This window comes from Marinobacterium sp. NO-S09, from assembly GCF_059179545.1.
The window spans coordinates 3,387,627-3,401,315 of the sequence record NZ_CP168954.1; the positions used below are offsets into that span (position 1 = coordinate 3,387,627).

15 protein-coding genes are annotated in these 13,689 nt (G+C 56.8%); 5 read left to right on the top strand and 10 right to left on the bottom strand.

The features are described 5' to 3' along the window. Positions 1-22 precede the first annotated feature (22 nt). Positions 23-466: a cold-shock protein gene (locus O3C79_RS15645; protein WP_010321885.1), complete on the bottom strand. Its 444-nt coding sequence runs from the start codon at positions 464-466 to the stop codon at positions 23-25. Positions 467-670: 204 nt separating this feature from the next. Here O3C79_RS15645 and O3C79_RS15650 point away from each other — a divergent pair, with 204 nt between their 5' ends. Beyond that, positions 671-877: a SlyX family protein gene (locus tag O3C79_RS15650; protein WP_010321886.1), complete on the top strand. Its 207-nt coding sequence runs from the start codon at positions 671-673 to the stop codon at positions 875-877. Positions 878-889: 12 nt separating this feature from the next. Here O3C79_RS15650 and O3C79_RS15655 read toward each other — a convergent pair whose 3' ends face one another. The 5 genes from O3C79_RS15655 to mpl form a co-directional block, all read right to left on the bottom strand. Next, entirely contained in the window at positions 890-1,672 is a 783-nt protein-coding gene (locus O3C79_RS15655; RefSeq protein WP_494383856.1) for a class I SAM-dependent methyltransferase, read from the bottom strand. Continuing rightward, entirely contained in the window at positions 1,669-2,493 is an 825-nt protein-coding gene (locus O3C79_RS15660; protein WP_494383857.1) for an undecaprenyl-diphosphate phosphatase, read from the bottom strand. Before O3C79_RS15660 ends, O3C79_RS15655 begins: the two co-directional genes overlap by 4 nt. After that, positions 2,490-3,185 (bottom strand): tRNA (adenosine(37)-N6)-threonylcarbamoyltransferase complex dimerization subunit type 1 TsaB, encoded by a 696-nt coding sequence (gene tsaB / locus O3C79_RS15665; protein WP_494383858.1) that lies wholly within the window; start codon positions 3,183-3,185, stop codon positions 2,490-2,492. Before tsaB ends, O3C79_RS15660 begins: the two co-directional genes overlap by 4 nt. 200 nt (positions 3,186-3,385) lie before the next feature. Next, the gene (locus tag O3C79_RS15670) at positions 3,386-4,030 is read right to left on the bottom strand and encodes a flavin prenyltransferase UbiX (protein WP_494383859.1); all 645 of its coding nucleotides are present in this window, start codon (positions 4,028-4,030) and stop codon (positions 3,386-3,388) included. Beyond that, positions 4,020-5,402 (bottom strand): UDP-N-acetylmuramate:L-alanyl-gamma-D-glutamyl-meso-diaminopimelate ligase, encoded by a 1,383-nt coding sequence (gene mpl / locus O3C79_RS15675; RefSeq protein WP_494383860.1) that lies wholly within the window; start codon positions 5,400-5,402, stop codon positions 4,020-4,022. The genes O3C79_RS15670 and mpl overlap by 11 nt, the downstream gene beginning before the upstream one ends. A gap of 147 nt (positions 5,403-5,549) precedes the next feature. Between mpl and O3C79_RS15680 the strand changes: the two genes are divergently transcribed. The 4 genes from O3C79_RS15680 (at position 5,550) to O3C79_RS15695 (ending at position 9,310) form a co-directional block, all read left to right on the top strand. Then, complete coding sequence (locus O3C79_RS15680; protein ID WP_010321893.1) at positions 5,550-6,518, top strand: class 1 fructose-bisphosphatase; 969 nt, start codon at positions 5,550-5,552, stop codon at positions 6,516-6,518. 112 nt (positions 6,519-6,630) lie between these two features. Beyond that, entirely contained in the window at positions 6,631-7,164 is a 534-nt protein-coding gene (ppa, locus tag O3C79_RS15685; RefSeq protein ID WP_010321894.1) for an inorganic diphosphatase, read from the top strand. 125 nt (positions 7,165-7,289) lie between these two features. Next, positions 7,290-8,135 (top strand): AAA family ATPase, encoded by an 846-nt coding sequence (locus O3C79_RS15690; protein ID WP_494383861.1) that lies wholly within the window; start codon positions 7,290-7,292, stop codon positions 8,133-8,135. Further along, positions 8,135-9,310 (top strand): vWA domain-containing protein, encoded by a 1,176-nt coding sequence (locus tag O3C79_RS15695; RefSeq protein ID WP_076460317.1) that lies wholly within the window; start codon positions 8,135-8,137, stop codon positions 9,308-9,310. The genes O3C79_RS15690 and O3C79_RS15695 overlap by 1 nt, the downstream gene beginning before the upstream one ends. 7 nt (positions 9,311-9,317) lie before the next feature. Here the strand turns inward: O3C79_RS15695 and O3C79_RS15700 are convergent, their stop codons facing one another. The 4 genes from O3C79_RS15700 to O3C79_RS15715 are packed head-to-tail and all read right to left on the bottom strand — an operon-like array spanning position 9,318 to position 13,687. Next, a complete protein-coding gene (locus tag O3C79_RS15700; RefSeq protein WP_494383862.1) occupies positions 9,318-10,316 on the bottom strand; it encodes a tetratricopeptide repeat protein in 999 nt (332 codons plus the stop codon). 23 nt (positions 10,317-10,339) lie between these two features. Further along, entirely contained in the window at positions 10,340-11,305 is a 966-nt protein-coding gene (locus O3C79_RS15705; RefSeq protein WP_494383863.1) for a type II secretion system F family protein, read from the bottom strand. 3 nt (positions 11,306-11,308) lie between these two features. Then, on the bottom strand, positions 11,309-12,298 hold the full coding sequence (locus O3C79_RS15710; RefSeq protein ID WP_494383864.1) for a type II secretion system F family protein: 990 nt from the start codon (positions 12,296-12,298) through the stop codon (positions 11,309-11,311). A 12-nt stretch (positions 12,299-12,310) separates the two neighbouring features. Further along, complete coding sequence (locus O3C79_RS15715; RefSeq protein WP_083702892.1) at positions 12,311-13,687, bottom strand: TadA family conjugal transfer-associated ATPase; 1,377 nt, start codon at positions 13,685-13,687, stop codon at positions 12,311-12,313. Positions 13,688-13,689 lie beyond the last annotated feature (2 nt).

Here is a 13,689-nt window from a genome sequence, read left to right on the forward strand (position 1 = left end):
CCAGCGGGGTTGCCCTTGGGGATTAACTATTGACGACGGACACGTCTTCAGCCTGCAGGCCTTTTTCACTTTCACGTACATTGAAGCGCACTTTTTGCCCTTCATTCAGCGAGCGATGACCACGGCCGCGAATATTACGGAAGTGGACAAACACATCGTCCCCGTTATCACGGGTAATAAAGCCGAAGCCCTTGGAAACATTGAACCATTTCACAACACCCAGCTCACGGCTGTCATTGGCATCATTATCAGCCTCTGCATCTTGACGTGCAGAAGGCGCAGAAGACGCAGCAGAGGGTTGCCAGGCTGCAGCCAGGGTCACCACGAACACGACAATGGCGATGGTTGCCAGAACCGCCGGTGAAAAGCTGATATCAATGGAAGCAACGCGTTGCAGCAGGAAGGGAATAATAAAGGCAGCCAGAACACTGGCCAGGATACTTTTGATTAACTGATTACCGCTCATCGATTTTCTCTATTGTTGAACATCATTATGGAGACAGGCGTGCGCCCTGTAAGATGAATAACGCACTTTCCGACCGATCAGATATACTGTATCTGTCATGTTTTTTCAACGGCTTAGCGTGCCTGGTGTAACAAGTTGCCACACGCAGACCCAACTGGCCGCACACAAGCACGCAGGCCAGGACCACCGATCAAGGAGTTCACTATGTCCAACCCGGAAAATCTGGCGGAGCTGGAATCCCGCATCGCGTTTCAGGAAGATGCGATCGACAAACTCAGCGAACAGGTCGCACGGCAGGAAATGGATATCGAGCGCCTGATCCGCATGGTCAAGTTTCTGAATAACCAGATGAAGGAACTGGGCGGTGCAGACACCGCTCCCGAGGCAGATGCGCCACCACCGCATTATTGATCAGTAACCTGATCAGCCGTTCGGCAACGCTCTAAAAGTGTAGATGTCGTAACGGCTCGATTTACCGATCACTTGGTGATTGGGCGCGGGCCCGTCAATGGCCGGCGCCTTGCGCGGACGCTTTACCACCACCCGGCACGGCTCAACACCCAATGCCGCCCGCAATAGACTGGCATCATCCGCATCTTCCCCCACCAGGGTTCTGAACGCGAGCATCTCCTTTTTAACCTGTGCCTTCTTGTCAGTATGGGGGTACATGGGGTCCAGGTAGATGACATCCGGTACCGGCGCCAATGTTGCCAGCAGCTCTGATGCGTCGCCATGCAACAACTCCATGCCAGTCAGAATCTCATCCAGCTCACCACAGGCATGTGCCTCTTCCAGTCCGTCTTCAAGCAGGGCATGGACGACTGGTGAACGTTCAATCATCTGTACCTGACAGCCAAGCGTTGCCAACACAAATGCATCTCGCCCCAGGCCCGCGGTAGCATCCAGTATGCGGGGCCGAATGCCCTTGCGGATTCCACAGGCCTTGGCAATCAACTGACCGGTGCTGCCACCGAACTGGCGACGGTGAGCAACCGCACCGGTGACAAAGTCGGCCCGTATGGGGCCTGGCCGCTTGCGTCCGGTGACACAGAGGCTCAAACGGCCATCACAGACATACAGAATTTGCGCCCAGGGCTCGGCCTGATCCAGATCCGGCTGCGCAACCAACGGCAATGCCAGGCGCTGCGCCAGCTGCTCGGCACGCTCTCGATCTTCCTCCTGACACCAGCCGACAGCCAGACTCATGCCGTACCTCCCGGCACCAGAAAGTAGACAGCCAGCAGGACCAGACCAAGCAGAAGGCGGTAGATGACAAAGGGCCGCATGCCGATACGGTCAAGCCATTTCAGGAACAGGTGTATACAGGCCAGAGCACTGAGCCCGGCCACCAGCGTGCCAATAGCGATGGGCAACCACTGTGCAGCGGTACCTGATTGCAGCAGTTCCTGCCCCTTGAGCATCCCCGCCCCCAAAATCACCGGAATGGACAGCAAAAAGGAAAAGCGCGCGGCACTCTGGCGATCATACCCCAGCATCAGGGCAGCGGTGATGGTAATACCGGACCGGGAGGTGCCCGGAATCAGCGCCACAGCTTGAGACAATCCAATCAGTACCGCGTCTTTTACGCCAATATTGCTCATTGCGTGGCGCTCCGTGCGGCGCGCATCTGCCCAGCCCAGCAAGACCCCGAAAATCAACGTAGTGCCGGCGATAACCAGAATCGAACGCCCGTAATGACTGATCGCATCATTGAGCAGAAAACCGGCCACCACTGCCGGTATCGTTGCCAAGGCAACCAGCCATGCCAGTCGGCTTTCGGAGGAATGACGCCCAGCCAGGGACGCCAGCCAAGCCAGAATCAAGTCGCGCACATCGCGACGGAAGTAAATCATTACGGCCGCAAGAGTGCCGACATGGACCCCGACATCAAAGGCCAGGCCCTGGTCCTGCCAGCCCAGTAGCTGGGACGGCAAAATCAGATGCGCAGAACTGGAAATGGGCAAAAACTCTGTCAGACCCTGAACCAGCGCCAACAGGATGGTGTGTAACCACTCACTTGGACTCACTGCTGATCCTTTTTCTTCCAGGCGACCTGATCACGCAGGTAGACCGGTTGCACATCATCCGGCGCAACCGCTTCTCCACGCACCAAGGCTTGCTCTGCCAGCAGCGCCATGGTTGCAGCATTGGGGTACAGTTCCAGCAGTGGCGTTTGCGCAGCGGCAACCAGTGCTTCGGACATGTTCTCGGCATAGCGCCAGCCACTGCCCAGGGCTGCAAATCCTGGCTTCAATGCCTCCACCTGCACATCACCCGGAGCAGCCACACGCTCCGGTGTCATACGCGCCAGTTTGCCCTCACTGACCTCCCAGGCACACCAGTAGACTTCATCCATACGGGCGTCCAGCGCAGTGAGCAACTGCCCCTGTTGCAGCGACTGCTCCTGCACAAATTCATACGCCAGGCTTTCCAGAGTCGATATCGGCAGTACAGGCACATCCGCTGCCAGAGCCAATCCTTGCGCAGCGCCCGTGGCAATTCGGATGCCCGCGAAGGACCCCGGACCGCGCCCGAAAGCGATGGCATCCAGACTGGCGAGCGTGACGCCGCTCTCCTGCAGCAGTTCATCAACCATAGGCAGCAGCAAGTGGGTATGACGACGCGGCTCAACTTTGAAACGCTTCAGCAGTTGGCCATCCAGCAGTAAGGCGGCCGAACAGGCATCTGTAGAGGTATCCAGGGCAAGGATTTTGGACATGGTGTTCTCGGATCAGCAGAATTAACGCGGCTATTGTAAAGGCAGGACCGGTACAATGCATCCGGCCCTGAAGTATCAGACCAATGAGACAGGAGCATATTCGCGCACAGAGTGCGCTCCCACGGGGCTCCGAAAACTCTCCCGCAGGGCTCTCCCAAGTCGCACTCCGGCCCCCTAAAAACGGGAGGCCGCAAGCAGCTTTAGAGCATATTTTCGCCCCAGCGCGGCAGCAGGTTTTGCTCGTATCCCAACTGTGACAACAAGCGGGCAACGATAAAGTCCACCATCTCTTCCACCGACTGAGGCTTCTGATAGAAGCCGGGGCTGGCGGGCACGACAACCGCGCCCATGCGGGTCAGTTTCAGCATATGCTCGAGGTGTATTTCGGAATATGGCGCTTCACGGGGGACCAGAAGCAGCTGGCGACGCTCTTTCAAGGCAACATCGGCAGCACGCTCGATCAGGTTATTGCTGGCACCACAGGCGATGGCAGACAGGGTACCTGTGCTGCAGGGGCAGACCACCATGGCACTGGGTGCCCCCGACCCTGAAGCCACTGGCGCCATCCACTGTTCACGCCCATAGACTTTGATCTGGCCTGCGCGTGCCTGAAAGTGTTCGCTCAGAAATGCCTCCATGGCATCCGGCGCACCGGGCAACTTGAGATCGGTTTCCGTTGCGATAACGACCTGAGCCGCCTTGGACACCATCAGCAACACCTGTGTATCCAACTCCACCAGACATTGCAGCAGCCTGAGGCCATATTGAACGCCAGATGCACCCGTAACCGCCAGGGTGATACGGCGGTCAAACACCTGCTCTGCAGACTGATGTTCAGAGGACATGAATCGCCTCCCGCTGTTCCAAAGCCTTGAGCAGCTTCTGATGAATACCACCAAAGCCACCATTGCTCATGATCACCACCTCCGCATTAGCCGGCAGCTCACCAACCAGCCGCGCCACCAGGGCGTTGATGCTGGTTTCAAGCCGCGCCGGCACGGGGCTCTGTTCAACAACCTCAGACAGAGACCAATCCATATCATCCGGCTGGAACCAGTACACCTGATCAGCAGACTCGGTTGACTGAGCCAGCTCCGCCTTGTGAGCACCGAGGCGCATGGTATTTGAGCGTGGCTCTATCACGGCCACCACCGGTCGATGACCAGCAGCACGTGCCTTGATGCCTTCCAGCGTGGTCTGAATAGCGGTGGGGTGATGGGCAAAATCATCATAGACACTTATACCTGCCACCTCGCCCAGAAGCTCCATACGGCGTTTAACACCGCCGAAAGCACTCAGTGCCTCAATGGCATGCTCGGGCTTTACGCCCACATGTCGCGCCGCAACCAATGCATTGATCGCATTACTGACGTTGTGCAGCCCGGTCAGCCCCCAGCACACCTCACCCAGGCTCTCGCCATCGTGCTGAACAGCAAAATGACTGCCATCCTCGCTTAACAACTGGGCAGACCAGTTGGCACGACGCTCAAAGCCGGTCAGCACCTGCTCACTCCAGCACCCCTGCTCGATCACTTCGTCCAGCGCAGGCTCATCAGCAGAGCGAATGATCAGGCCATTATCAGGTACCAATCGCACCAGGTGATGGAACTGACGCTGGATCGCAGCCAGGTCGGGGAAAATGTCAGCGTGATCAAATTCCAGGTTATTCAGAATCAGGGTACGCGGGTTGTAGTGCACAAACTTAGAGCGCTTGTCGAAAAACGCAGTGTCGTACTCGTCCGCCTCGATCACGAAGAAAGGCGTCTCACCAATACGTGCAGAGCAATCAAACCCCTTGGGAATACCACCGATCAGGAACCCCGGCGACATACCTGCCTGCTCCAGAATCCAGGCCAGCATGGTTGCAGTAGTGGTCTTGCCGTGAGTGCCGGCCACGGCCAGCACCCAGCGATCAGCCAGCAGATGATCATGCAGCCACTGGGGGCCGGACGTATAACGCAGGTTATGCGCCAGCGTATATTCGACACAGGGGTTACCACGGCTCATGGCATTGCCGACTACAATCAGGTCCGGCTGCGGGTCCAGCTGAGCCGTGTCATAACCCTCAATCAGCTCAATCCCCTGCTGCTCCAGCTGGGTACTCATCGGCGGATAAACATTGGCATCCGAACCGGTAACCCGATGACCAAGCTGTTTTGCCAACACTGCCAGCGAGCCCATGAAGGTTCCACAGATGCCGAGAATATGAAGATGCACCCCGGTACTCCTTGTTTTTGGTGACAAGCCCCATCATAACAGCTCATCCGGATGAAAACTGCACTCTCCCGACCATGCAAAACCACGACCTTTAGCGTACAATGAGCGAGTCTTTCTAATCGGATCAACCAAAGGCCGAATCCACCCATGCAGCTGCTCAGCAACTACCTGAAACACCACGACACCGACCTCGAACTCGTTGAATTGATCGACACCCTGATGATCGCCTGCAAAGAGATTGCTCTGCAGCTGCGTGAAGGCGCGCTGGCCGGCGTCCTCGGTACCACCGAGGACACCAACGTTCAGGGCGAAACCCAGAAAAAACTGGATGTAATTGCCAACGATGTTCTGAAGAAGGTCCTGCTGGACAACCCGCTGGTACGTGGTCTGGCCTCTGAAGAAGAAGATGATCCGGTATTCGGTAACCCGGAAGGCCGCTACCTGGTCACTTTCGATCCGCTGGACGGTTCCTCCAACATCGACATCAATGTCTCCGTTGGCACCATCTTCTCTATTCTGGAAGTGCCTGAAGGTGCTACCGAAGACAACGTCGACATGTTCCTGCAGGCCGGTCGCAAGCAGGTCGCATCCGGCTATGTGCTGTACGGTCCCTCTGCCGTCCTGACGCTGACCACCGGCCAGGGCGTTAACATGTTTACCCTGGCCCACACCGGTGACTTCCTGCTGACCCGTGAAAACGTGCAGATCCCGACCCAGACCAAGGAATTCGCCATCAACATGTCGAACCACCGTTTCTGGGAACCGCAGATGCGCAACTACATCGACGACCTGCTAAAGGGCTCTGAAGGACCGCGCGGCAAGAACTACAACATGCGCTGGATCGCCTCCATGGTGGCGGAAGTGCACCGCGTTCTGACCCGTGGCGGCCTGTTCACCTATCCCTGGGACTCTCGTGACCCCTCCAAGCCGGGCAAGCTGCGCCTGATGTATGAAGGCAACCCGATGAGCCTGCTGATCGAACAGGCTGGTGGCCTCTCTACTACCTGCTACAGCGATATCCTCGATGTAGAGCCTGAGCATATTCATCAGCGTGTAGCTGTTGCTCTGGGCTCCAAAGAGGAAGTGGACGCCCTGCACGGGTACCACTGCAAGTAACTTTTTACCGATAGATTTCACCGGTAAGTCGTATTCCAGCGGGCTGCAGTCCTGTTTATACTGCGGTCCGCTATCCGTTCTGTCCTTGTAACCGATAACAGGAAAACAGCTCATGAGCTTTGAGAAAGTCCCTGCCGGCAAAGATCTGCCGAATGACATCTATGTGATCATCGAAATCCCGGCGGAGAGCTCCCCGGTCAAGTACGAAATCGACAAAGACGCTGATGCGATCTTCGTTGACCGCTTCATGGCTGCGCCGATGTTCTACCCGGCCAACTACGGCTACATCAACGACACCCTGGCAGATGATGGCGATCCTCTGGACGTGCTGGTTCTGACTCCGCACCCGGTGATGACCGGTTCCGTTATCCGCTGCCGTCCGGTCGGTATCCTGAACATGACCGACGAAGCCGGTGGCGATGCCAAACTGGTTGCCGTTCCGCACGAGAAACTGAGCCAGGCGTACAACGACATCCAGGACGTTGACGACATTCCTCAGCTGACCAAAGACCAGATCTCCCACTTCTTCGAAAACTACAAGAAGCTGGAGAAAGGCAAGTGGGTTAAAGTTGAAGGCTGGGCTGACGCCGCCGCTGCACGCGCCGAGATCGAGAAATCGGCTGCTGCCTACGAAGCTGCCAAGTAAGGCTGTCTTCCCGAGGAGATGTGCATAAGTACATCTCCTTATTTTCCTTCCCCGCCCCTCCTTTTTCACCCTCCCCGTTCTGATACACTGGCCGCTGTCTTATAAGAATATCGACAGAGAAGCCAATGAAGTTTTCAGGTACCGAACGTTACGTCGCCACTGACGATCTGCAAATGGCTGTTAACGCCGCTATCACCCTGCAACGCCCTCTGCTGGTAAAGGGCGAGCCCGGCACCGGCAAGACCATGCTGGCCGAAGAGCTGGCCGACGCACTGGGCAAGCCTCTGTTGCGCTGGCACGTAAAGTCCACCACCAAGGCACAACAGGGCCTGTACGAATACGATGCCGTATCCCGCCTGCGTGATTCCCAGCTCGGTGATGACCGTGTCCACGACATTGCCAACTACATCCGCAAGGGTATGCTTTGGCAGGCATTTGAAGCCGACGAACAGGTCGTTCTATTGATCGACGAAATCGACAAGGCCGATATCGAATTCCCCAACGACCTGCTGACCGAACTCGACAAAATGGAGTTCGATGTCTACGAAACGGGTGAGCGTGTAGCCGCCAAAAAGCGCCCCATCGTGATAATCACCAGCAACAATGAAAAAGAGCTGCCAGATGCCTTCCTGCGCCGCTGCTTCTTCCATTACATCGCCTTCCCGGACAAGGACACCCTGCAATCCATTGTGGATGTTCACTTCCCTGAGATCGAACAGAAACTGGTACGCGAGGCACTGGAAATCTTTTTCCGCCTGCGCGATGTGCCGGGCCTGAAGAAAAAGCCGTCTACCTCCGAGCTGATCGACTGGCTCAAACTGCTGCTGGCCGATCGCATTCCCTCAGATGTTCTGGCTGAGCAGGAACCGTCCAGCGCCATGCCGCCCCTGTACGGCGCCCTGCTGAAAAACGAGCAGGACGTTCACATGCTGCAGCGCCTGGCCTTTATGACACGCCGCGGAGCCCGCTGATGCTGATCGACCTGTTCACCCAGCTGCGCCAGGGACAGGTTCCGGTGTCCGTGCGCGAGCTGCTCGACCTGATCAACGCACTGGATCAGCGTGTTGCCAGTCTGGACGTCAATGACTTTTACCTGCTGGCCCGCGCCTGCATGGTGAAGGATGAAAAGTACTACGACCGCTTTGACCGTGCCTTTGGCCAGTATTTCGCCGGCCTCCAGGCTCAGGGCGATATCACCGATGCCCTTATTCCTTCACACTGGCTGGAGAGCGATTTCCTCAAGCAACTGAGCGATGAGGAGAAAGCCCAGATTGAAGCCCTCGGCGGGCTGGACAAACTGCTGGACACACTCAAGGAGCGCCTGGAAGAGCAGCAGGAACGCCATGCCGGCGGCAACAAGTGGGTCGGCACCGGCGGCACATCGCCTTTTGGCCACAGCGGCTACAACCCGGAAGGGATTCGTATTGGCGGCGAGAGCAAGCACAAGCGCGCGGTCAAAGTCTGGGAGAAACGCGAGTTCCGTAACCTGGACGACAGCGTTGAGCTGGGCACCCGCAACATCAAGGTCGCCCTGCGCAAGCTGCGCAAGTTCGCTCGCACCGGGGCCGCCGACCAGCTCGATCTGGACGACACCATCCGCTCCACCGCCCGCAATGCCGGCCTGCTGGATCTGAAAATGGTGCCGGAGCGGCATAACGCCGCCAAGGTATTACTGTTCCTGGATGTGGGCGGCTCGATGGACCCGTTTATACGTACCTGTGAAGAGCTGTTCTCCGCTGCCCGAACCGAGTTCAAGCACCTGGAGTATTTCTACTTCCACAACTGCGTGTATGAGAAAGTCTGGCGTGATAACCGCCGTCGTTTCGACGAGGCGATCCCTACTCTGGATGTCCTGCACACCTATGGCCGGGATTATCGGGTGATTTTCGTAGGGGATGCAGCCATGTCCCCCTATGAACTGGCGGACCGCTACGGCAGTGTCGAGCACATGAACGAGGAACCGGGGCAACTCTGGCTGCAGCGGATTCTGGATACCTGGGACAAGGTGATCTGGCTTAACCCTTCATCCGAGCGCTACTGGAACTATACCCAGAGCACTCAGATGATTCGCCAACAGCTGGATGACCATATGTACCCGCTTACCCTGCAGGGCATCGAAGCCGGTATTCGTCACCTGTCGCGGTGATAAGGGTTCAGCGGCCGGCCTGCTGCCGCGCCGCTTCCTCCAGACGCTGAACATAGGTCAGGTTTTCCTGTGCTTTAGGGTAAAACACCGGTGACAGCGTCAGCGCTTTCTCGAAATACTCTTTGGCCAGTGCATAACGGCCATCCAGCATGCAAATAAAACCGATATCATTATGTGCCTTGGCGGTATCCATAACCCGCTCCAGAGCATTCAAGGCCGCTATATAGCGCTGCTGGCGGGCATAAACCAGTCCCAAATTACGCCAGGCCTGCTCATACTCGGGTTCCAGCTCAAGCGACCGCCGAAACATATGTCCTGCTTCCTGCCAGCGGGCAGAAAGATAGTAGGAATACCCCAGGTTATTGAGCGTATCGGCGGCATCAGGCTTGATGGCCAAGGCGGTCTTGTAAAACCCTTGAGCCTCGTCCGTATTGCCATCCAGATCGGCTAGTATCCCCAGTCCGTTGTAAGCCTGAGCCGGAGAACGGGCGTCATGGCGCTGCTCCATCTCATCGGTGAAGCGCAGCTGGTCCTGGGCGACCGCCTGCTTGAAACGCTCACCGGCCTGCGCATAACGGTTCTGTTTCAACAATAGCACGCCCATGGAGGTGAGTGCCCCGATATGTTCGGGCTCAATACCCAGAGCACTGCGCAATGCCAGCGAAGCCAGCGCCTTGTTGTCCCGGGCCAAGTGCAGCTGGCCAATACGGTAATAGGCCACCGCACTATCGGCCTCCAGCTCCAGTGCCTGCACATAGTGATAGAGAGCCTCATCCGCGTCGCCCCGCGCCAGCGCCTGATCACCCCAGCTGATGCCCTGCTGGACACTTTTGGCTTCGGGAAGGCCCGAGTAGGCCAGCGTCGGCTTGCCTTCATAGAAGGTATTGGCAGCACTCATCTCCTGACCGGTTTGAGACTGGGCTGCACAGCCCCCCAACGTCATGATGGCCACCAATAACGCCCCTTTCATGAACGGGGTCCGGTGATATCTCGCAACAATATCCATGTGGTATCTCCTGTTCACAATCTTTAGCGCCCAAAAACTTCCAGCACCTTCAAAATGGCCGGCCCCACCGCTACTACAAAGAAGCCCGGCCAGATGCAGAAGGTGAGCGGAAAGATCATTTTGGTACCGATTTTGGCGGCCTGTTCTTCTGCGGCCTGCATCCGCTTGTCCCGAAATTCTTCCGAATAGACACGCAAGGTATCGGCGATACTGCTGCCAAAGCGCACACTCTGATCAAGAAGCGCAACCAGACCACGAATGTCTTCCACACCGGTCCGGTTTGCCATGCCCCTCAGGGCCTCTATGCGATTGACACCGGCCCTGATCTCGACATTCACCAGATGCAGCTCTTCCGACAGCTCCGGATGACTGACCTCCAGCTCCTGCCCTACCCGTTGCAATGCTGCTGTCAGGCCCAGCCCGGACTCAACACAGACAACCAGCAGGTCCAGAGCATCCGGAAAGCCATTGCGAATGGCACGAATTCGGCGTTTTGCCAGATAATCCAACACGGCATTGGGAAGAATAAAGCCAATGTATGCAGCCCCCAGGCAGATCAGCAACACCTTGTCTGCCGTCAGCTTGGAGTTAAATTCGGTCGCAAACCAGGCCATAAAAAGCAGGCTGATACCCAGCAAAACCTTCAGTGCATACAGCGAACTCATGGCATTGGGAGCTCTGAAGCCGGCATGAACCAGCCGCGCGTGCAGCCTGTTCTGATCCCAGCCTTTGCCCGGCAACAGGTGCCGAGTCAGGGGATCAAGCGAAGACAACACCTTGCTGCGCCCATCTCCGGATGCGTTGCCGACTTCATTCTGGCCGGTCAAGGCACGTACACGCGTGCGAAACGGATTCGCCAGGCCTGTGATCAGCACTGTAAGACTGAGCCCGAATGCCAGCGCCGCTGCAGCGACCAGCCCAATCACGATGTAACGCGCATAGAGAGGGTTATCCAGCTGCTGGTTGATTAACTCAATTAGGGTTTCCATAACTTACACCTCGATTCTCAGCAGACGTCGAATCCAGTAGGCCCCCAGCAGCATCAGTGCAAAACTGATCATAATCAGTTGATGCCCCCGCGCAGACCTGACCAGCTCCTCCATGTACCCTGGCGTCGTGATATAGATAAGTGCAAACAGGCCAAAGGGCACCAGCATCAGGATCCAGGCTGATAAACGCCCTTCGGCCGACAGCGTTTTGACTCTTCGCTGAAAGCGAAAACGCCCACGGATCACCGTGCCGATATTCTCAAGAATCTCGGCCAGGTTACCCCCGGTTTCCTTTTGCACCAGCACGGCGGTAACAAAGGCCATCAGGGTGACGCTGGGCACCCGTTCCAAAAGTCCCAGCATGGCGCGGCGAAGGTCCGAGCCATAACTCAAGTCGGAATAGGTAATGCCGAATTCATGAGAGACCGGCCCTTCCAGCCCCTCGGCAACCAGGTTCAGGGACTCACTGAACGGGTGGCCGGTCAGCAGCGCTCGCTTGATGATATCGATCGCTTCCGGCAGCTGGGCTTCAAACTCCAGCAATCGCTTGTTGCGCAGATACAGCAACCGCAAGAAAGGAACCGAGATCATGACCAGCCCCACCACCAGGGCCGCCAGGACGTGGAGTGATAACAGCAACACCAGTACAAAGGATGCCAAACCCAGCACCAGTGATAGAAGAACCACCTTGTAGGCCAACACCTGGCTGCCAGCCTGCTCAATCAAACGCGCCAACCCGGCCATACCCGGCATGGATTCAAGTTGACGTTCCAGAGGATTAAGTTTTTTCAGATATCGCGCACGCAGTAGCGTGCTGATGGCCGGCTGATCATTATCCGCCGTGATGCCGTTGATACGCTGTTGCAGTCGTCGTTTAACCCGCCGCTGCTCTCCGAATACCGGAATGGACAGACTGGCCAACAGCAGGAACACCGAGACAAATACCATCACCAGAATGACCATGAGTTCGGCGGATTCGAGTTGAAACTTCATGGCACACCTCCTTTACAGCTCGGGCTCGAACAATGAGACCGGCAGATCGATACCGCGCTGGGCCAGGCGCTTGTGGAACCCCGGCACTATCCCGGTGGCTTTGAAGTCGCCCAAAACATTACCCTTGGCATCCACGCCCCTGCGCTCAAAGGTGAAGAGCTCCGACATGGTTATGATGTCGCCTTCCATACCGTTGATTTCCTGAATGCTGACCAGCTTGCGCCGGCCGTCCTCCAGACGGGTGACCTGAAGCACCACATCGATGGCGGAGGCTATCTGAGCCCGGAGGGCACGGGTGGGAAAACTTATGCCCGTCATCGCGACCATATTCTCGATGCGCCCCAGGGCATCACGTGCGCTGTTGGCATGGATTGTCGTCAGAGAACCGTCGTGACCGGTATTCATGGCTTGCAGCATGTCCAGTGTTTCCCCGCCACGCACCTCACCCAGCACAATACGATCCGGTCGCATCCTCAAACTGTTTTTAACCAGCTCGCGCTGAGTCACTTCGCCACGCCCTTCAATATTTGGTGGACGCGTCTCCAGCCGCACCACGTGAGGCTGCTGCAATTGCAGCTCCGCCGAATCTTCGATGGTTACAATGCGCTCATCTTCAGGAATATATCCGGATAGAATATTGAGCAGGGTTGTTTTACCCGAGCCGGTACCACCGGATATCAGAATATTGAGCCGTGCCTTGACGATACCCTCCAGCAAAGGGGCTACTTTCTCGTCTACCGACCCCAGCTCTACCAGGTTGTGCATCGATAGCAGCTCGACCATGAACCGTCGAATCGAAATCTGAGGACCATCCAGCGCCAGCGGCGGAATAATAACGTTGACCCTGGACCCGTCTTTCAGTCGGGCATCCACCATCGGTGAGGATTCATCAATGTGACGCCCCACGCTGGAAACAATACGGTCAATGGTGTTCATCAGGTGCCCGCCACTGCTGAAACTGACCGGACAAGGCTCCAGCTTGCCGAAACGCTCCACATAAATGGAGTCAGGGCCGTTCACCAGAATATCGGAGATGGTCTTGTCTTCGAGCAGGGGCTCCAGCGGCCCCAGTCCCATGATTTCATCCTCGATCAACTTGATGATGCGCTGGCGAGACGGTGTACTGAAGGGAACGCTCAGCTCATCCATCAACTGCCGGCACAGCTCACCAATCTGGCGCCGCGCTTCGGCCTCATCAAGGCTGTCGATCAATGACAGGTCCATCCGCTTCAGCAACTCTTGATGCAGCTGCTGCTTACACTCCATTTCCGTCGGTGACAGCGTTTCGATCATCAGTGGCGGCCGAGCCTGCTCCTCCACAACCTCTTCTCGTGGCTCCGGCGCCTCGGCAACTCTTAATTTGCTGATTCTGTTACCCAGTATCGACATGA